The sequence below is a fragment of the Geobacillus sp. LYN3 genome (assembly GCF_003064505.1).
GTDB lineage: Bacteria > Bacillota > Bacilli > Bacillales > Anoxybacillaceae > Parageobacillus_B > Parageobacillus_B toebii.
Map to the genome: position 1 here is coordinate 1 of NZ_QCWL01000020.1, position 5201 is coordinate 5201.

Below are 5201 nucleotides of genomic sequence, written 5' to 3' on the forward strand. Positions count from 1 at the left end.
TGAAGCAGTCAAACTTCTTTGGAAGCCCCCACTTCAAATTTTCGCTAGAAATTAAGTGGGGGTAGTTCACCGGCTTAGGCATTATGGGAAGCCGCATGGCGGAAAATTTAATCGACAGCGGCTATGAACTCATCGTGCATAACCGGTCAAAAGAAAAAGCGGCTCGCCTGTTGCAAAAAGGGGCGAAATGGGCCGACTCTCCAAAAGAAGTGGCTCAGCAGTCCGATGTCATCTTGACGATGCTCGCCAATCCCCGTGCCGTTGAAACTGTTGCGCTCGGGGAACATGGATTTTTGCCCCACTTCCCTAAAGGGAGCATTTGGGTCGATTGCAGTACAGTCGATCCGGCCTTTACTCGAAAAATGGCGGAAGAATCCGCGAAGCGGGGCATTCGCTTTTTAGACGCCCCTGTCGCTGGTTCAAAAATCCCTGCTGAAAAAGGGGAACTCGTATTTTTCGTTGGCGGCCGAAAAGAAGACTTAGAAGAAGTCCCCCCCTTGCTCAATGCCATGGGGAAAGCCATCCATCATCAAGGCGAAAACGGAAAAGGAACGTCGATGAAACTTGTCGTCAATCTCATGCTCGCGCGTCCATGGCTGCTTTTGCCGAAGCGGTCACGTTAGGCGAAGCGCTCGGCCTAGACAAAGAAACGGTAGTCAATACCTTGTTAAACGTCCCAACCACTGCTCCGTTTTTAAACGGGAAAAAGGAACATATTCTCCGCAACCACTTTGCGACAGAATTCCCTCTTGAACATATGCAAAAAGACTTGCAACTCATTGCCCAATCGGCCTATGAAAACAACGTTTCTTTGCCGATCGCCAACGTCACCAAAGAATTGTATGGCTTGGCGAAACAATATGGATGGGGGCAAAAAGATTTCTCGGCCATTTACGGACTTTTATCGGCCAAAAAGTAGATAAAGAGGCTGGCTTCACAAAGTCGATTTAGCGATCTTTGGAGACAGCCTCCTTTTCGATGATCGAGTGCGCAAACAGCGAATCCACGGGAGAAATGCGGCAGTTTTCCGTTCGTCGTCACCTTTCCTCCGCATCGGGAAAGGGCGGACAATGGGTGGTGCACCCAGTGGATTCGAACGCTTTTCTGTACAGGGTCCAAGCCACCATTAAGTATAACGTCCTATTGAGCTGTTTGCGCCTACTCTTCATTATGGGAAGAAAAGGGGGATTTTCATGCCCGGGTGGAGAGCAAAAATTGCTCATGGAACTTTTCTATACAGATAAAAATGGAAATAAACATGTGGTATGGTTTGAGGATGCCCGGAGCATAATTGCGAAATATCGATTAATTTCTCAATACGGCATTAGAGGAATGGGGGGATGGAAATTAGGGCTTCCATTTCCTCAAGCAGAAGCAATGTTGAGGCAAATGTTTTGGGTTGAAAAACCATAAATAGGTCCTCTCCCACTTTCCAAGGACGGGAGAGGTCTTTATCTTCATTGCACTTACTGATGTCAAGTTTTTTAAAAGCAAACGGTATCGTAAACCAAAATGAATGTGTATTTCTTTGAGATACATTCCTACTTCTCCCATATGGCGTTTGATCATCTTTTTCACAATCGATAGCCCTCCGTTCCGCCAGTATTTTCTGCTTCTTGCTGAAAATACTCGTAGAATCGTTCAAATAAACATCCTCTTTCTCTTCGGGAATCGGTTCCCTTTCTCCATGCACCGGCAACTGGTACATTCCTTCCTTTTTTCTTTCATAAATATCAATATCCCCATCTCCCTAAAAAACGGAGTTTATCCCATGGATGCAATTTTCTCTACCATCCAGTCATCGTTCATCGCTCGTGTCAGACATCAAGGGGCGGCGCGACAAATGATTCGTGCGCTTATCGAAGGCAACGACGATCCGACCGTGTTAGTTCAACTAGCCAGAGGATGGATGAAACAAAAAACGGAAGAACTCCAGCGCGCATTGGAAGGACAAATGGCCCCCTAATCAACGAATGATTTTGGCGGAGCAATAGCTTTACGTGGAGTGCAAGTGCTCTGTCATGTATGAATCCATCAACCTTCTTTAATATAAGCAAAATAAATGATTATAATACTAATGATAATTATTATGAATAATGGATTGGAGGGAACGTATTGGATCAATTATTGCACGTGTTTGTCAAAGTGGCGGAAAAGAAAAATTTTACCCGCGCTGCCGAAGAATTGCACATGACACAGCCGGCGGTGAGCCAGCATATCCAAACGTTGGAGCGCCTGATGGGAACAAAATTGCTAGAGCGAAACAACAAATACGTAAAACTTAATAAAGCTGGAGAAATTGTTTACCATCATGCGAAAGAAATATTAGGGCTTTATACCCGCATGAACCATTTGATCGATGACTTAATGAACCGCGCCAGCGGAGCGCTGTCCATCGGCGCCAGCTATACTTACGGCGAGTATATCCTTCCCCATATTATGGCCGAGCTGCATAAACAGTACCCATTGATTAAACCGTCCATCACAATCGGAAATTCGAATGAAATTGTAGAAATGGTGAGCAATCATCAATTGGATGTCGGAATTATCGAAATGGACATTGAACTAAAAGATGTTTATATCGAGCCGTTCGCCGAAGACCAAATGTTTATCATCGCTTCTGCCAACCATCCATATGCACAAAAGAAAAAGGTGTCTATTGGTGATCTTCGCAACGAAACATGGATTGTTCGCGAAACAGGGTCTGGAACAAGGAAAGCAACCGACAAATTGTTTTCAAAATATAACTTTTTCCCGCACAATATCATGGAATTTGGCAGTACACAGCTGATTAAAGAAGCGGTGGAAACCGGTTTGGGCATTACATTCCTTTCTCAATGGACAGTAAAAAAAGAACTTTCTTTTGGGACATTAAAACAGATAAATATTGATGGCCAGCCTTTTTTTCGCCAATTTTCCTTTATTACTCAAAAAACGCCGTTTTATACAAAAGCAATGGAAGTGTTTTTAGACATTTTGCGGAAACATGGAACTTCGGCAAGCAACTTGGCAAAGCAATAACGGCGAAAGCCGCATTTGTGCCGGATTCGATAAAAGCGGACAAAAGGGCAAACGGCTGGCTAAGCTACTTAAGCTTCCGGCCGCTTTCCTTCTTACGGACGCATGAACAAAAAGAAAAAGGGGCGGCGCCCGCAAATTTAGGCACTTGCAAACCTCTTTCTTTTCAACCTGATATTTTGAACATCATTCGCAACCTAAACAAGATATGGAGCCCCAAATTTTATGTAAAAAAACCCGTGTTGCTAGTTGAGCGTTAGAACTCAACTAGCCCTAGTGTGACCAGCGAATAGGCTAACAATATGCCGTCGAGCGCTACTTCAAATCCGATCATGGAATTCGCTCGAATCTCTGTGATCCGGTATTGGTCAACCAGAACCGAGAACACCGTCTCGATCACTTTGCGTTTTTGTTGGATCCATTTCTCCCATGCCTCGGACGAGCAATGTTTCTGGTTTTTTCGAGACGGAGTCCAAAGCGCCATTTGGTATTCTTCGTACAGCCTTTTTTGCAACTCACGGCTAATGAAATCCTTTGTCCCCGAAGTTATAGGGATGAGGAATTTGAGTCATCACGCTTTCAGCGGCGATACGATCATGGCAGGATGCTTCCGTCACCACATAGCCCATGGGCAACCCTTGATCGGTCACTTGAAGGTGCAGCTTCAACCCATAGTACCATTGCTTTTTTGAAGCGCAATACCCGATGTCTGCGATCTCTTGAAACCGTTTGACGCGATGCATTCTTGCGGTATGGCACAACGGGAGCGGCAAGCTGTCGACGACGGCATAGGCATGATGTTGGCCGCGTTTTGCCAGCTCATGGCGGATCCATTTGATGGCGAAGCGCAGCGCTCGACAACGGCGGTTGTACCGGGAACGTTCGAGAAACGAGCCGTTTGTGAACAAATTTCCAGTGACAAAGCGATGCCATGCCCGTTCGGATGTAAAACCGAGCAACTTTCCTAAAATATGAATTGCGATGACCACGGCGTCTTCCTGTTTGACCAAATGGCGGTTGCGGCGCTGCAGGTACATCTGAATCGATGACAGTTGGGCAGAGACAAAAAAGAAAATGGCGGCATATTGCTTTTGAATCTTGGCCCGATCTGTAGTAAAATGAAAGTGCTCTTGCATGGGGATTCTCCTTTCGAATGGTAGGTTGCACTTTCATTCTACAGGAGATCCGCCAGGCAAGGGCTATTTTTATGCTTGATCAAGTTTATCTAGCACCACGGGTAGAAGTTTATTTAAAGAGACCAGATAAAGGGCGGGTTCTTACAGAAGAGGCAGTCAAAACGATCCAAGAAAAATGTGTGAAAAATCCTCAAGTACAAATCGTTGTTTCTGATGGATTAAGTGCAAGTGCGATTGAGGCAAATCTCAGAGACATTTACCCAGCATTGTTGGATGCATTAGAAGTAAATGGGTTAACGCAAGGAACTCCTTTTTTTGTAAAAGGTGGAAGAGTAGCATGCATGGATCATATCGGTGAGATCTTGCAACCAGAAGTTCTTGTCCTTTTAATTGGAGAGAGACCAGGTCTTGTTTCTGCCAATTCTATGAGTGCTTATATGTGCTATAGACCGAGAAAAGGAACTATAGAATCGGAGAGAACTGTGATTTCTAATATTCATTCAGGAGGTACTCTTCCTGTTGAAGCTGGTGCCTATATTGGTACGATTTTAAGAAAAATGATTGATCAAAAAGCTAGCGGACTTCATTTAGAGCTTTAACATAATTATTAAGGGGGAAGGATAGTGTGGTGAACAATTCTAATCATTTGCAAAAGGCGTTAAAGCCGATTCATTTATGGGGAATTGCGGTGGAAATGGTGATTTCAGGCCAGTATTTCGGATGGAATTACGGGTTTGAACAAGGCGGAACGATAGGATTAGCGATTGCTGCGATTATTGTCACTATTTTTTATACGACTTTCATATTTAGCTATTCAGAACTTTCTACATCCATTCCACATGCTGGGGGACCATCCGCCTATGCAAGAAAAGCAATGGGCCCTTACATGGGGTTTATGACAGGATTAGCCTGTTTACTTGAATTTGTTTTTGCTCCTCCTGCTATTGCTGTTGCGACAGGGGCCTACATTAACTTTTTAACATCTTTCCGAAAGAAGTCTCCCACTTCTAAACGAAGTGAAAGTGGGAGATGAATTTCGGTTAGGTA

General features: G+C 44.5%; 5 protein-coding genes and 3 pseudogenes. 6 read left to right on the forward strand and 2 right to left on the reverse strand.

The window, feature by feature from the left end; genetic code table 11:
* Window positions 1–95: 95 nt before the first annotated feature.
* Window positions 96–623: an NAD(P)-dependent oxidoreductase gene (locus DCC82_RS18405; RefSeq protein WP_233253067.1), complete on the forward strand. Its 528-nt coding sequence runs from the start codon at window positions 96–98 to the stop codon at window positions 621–623.
* Window positions 593–919: an NAD-binding protein gene (locus DCC82_RS18410; protein WP_233253068.1), complete on the forward strand. Its 327-nt coding sequence runs from the start codon at window positions 593–595 to the stop codon at window positions 917–919. Before DCC82_RS18405 ends, DCC82_RS18410 begins: the two co-directional genes overlap by 31 nt.
* A gap of 405 nt (window positions 920–1324) precedes the next feature.
* Here the strand turns inward: DCC82_RS18410 and DCC82_RS16365 are convergent, their stop codons facing one another.
* The gene (locus tag DCC82_RS16365; RefSeq protein WP_097354599.1) at window positions 1325–1708 is read right to left on the reverse strand and encodes a hypothetical protein; all 384 of its coding nucleotides are present in this window, start codon (window positions 1706–1708) and stop codon (window positions 1325–1327) included.
* Between the two features lie 63 nt (window positions 1709–1771).
* Between DCC82_RS16365 and DCC82_RS16370 the strand changes: the two genes are divergently transcribed.
* Together DCC82_RS16370 and DCC82_RS16375 are read left to right on the forward strand one after the other, a co-directional pair.
* A complete protein-coding gene (locus tag DCC82_RS16370; RefSeq protein ID WP_097354598.1) occupies window positions 1772–1966 on the forward strand; it encodes a hypothetical protein in 195 nt (64 codons plus the stop codon).
* Window positions 1967–2115: 149 nt separating this feature from the next.
* Window positions 2116–3021 (forward strand): LysR family transcriptional regulator, encoded by a 906-nt coding sequence (locus DCC82_RS16375; RefSeq protein WP_097354597.1) that lies wholly within the window; start codon window positions 2116–2118, stop codon window positions 3019–3021.
* 253 nt (window positions 3022–3274) lie between these two features.
* Here the strand turns inward: DCC82_RS16375 and DCC82_RS16385 are convergent.
* Window positions 3275–4154: pseudogene (locus DCC82_RS16385) on the reverse strand (IS982 family transposase).
* Window positions 4155–4258: 104 nt separating this feature from the next.
* Here DCC82_RS16385 and DCC82_RS16390 point away from each other — a divergent pair.
* Together DCC82_RS16390 and DCC82_RS16395 are read left to right on the forward strand one after the other, a co-directional pair.
* Window positions 4259–4753 (forward strand): annotated as a pseudogene (locus DCC82_RS16390) (ethanolamine ammonia-lyase subunit EutC); the annotation flags it as partial.
* A gap of 95 nt (window positions 4754–4848) precedes the next feature.
* Window positions 4849–5133, forward strand: a pseudogene (locus DCC82_RS16395) (amino acid permease); the annotation flags it as partial.
* Between the last annotated feature and the right edge of the window lie 68 nt (window positions 5134–5201).